The sequence below is a fragment of the uncultured Photobacterium sp. genome, assembly GCF_947502415.1.
In the GTDB taxonomy this organism is placed as follows: Bacteria; Pseudomonadota; Gammaproteobacteria; order Enterobacterales; family Vibrionaceae; genus Photobacterium.
On record NZ_CANMZV010000145.1, the window covers coordinates 1 to 224 of the forward strand.

A 224-nucleotide genomic window follows, 5' to 3' on the forward strand; every position below is an offset into this window, starting at 1 on the left:
CCCTTAGTTCAGTTGGTAGAACGGCGGACTGTTAATCCGTATGTCGCAGGTTCGAGTCCCGCAGGGGGAGCCAAATTTCGATTTAAGCAACAGCTTGAAAAGAATAAAAACAAAGTGGTTTTTCTCTTACAAGATAAACTACGCCTGTGCCGACTTAGCTCAGTAGGTAGAGCAACTGACTTGTAATCAGTAGGTCACCAGTTCGACTCCGGTAGTCGGCACCA

At 46.9% G+C, this 224-nt stretch carries 1 tRNA gene; it reads left to right on the top strand.

What is annotated here, in order from left to right:
* Positions 1-148: 148 nt before the first annotated feature.
* Positions 149-224, top strand: a tRNA-Thr gene (locus Q0852_RS23865).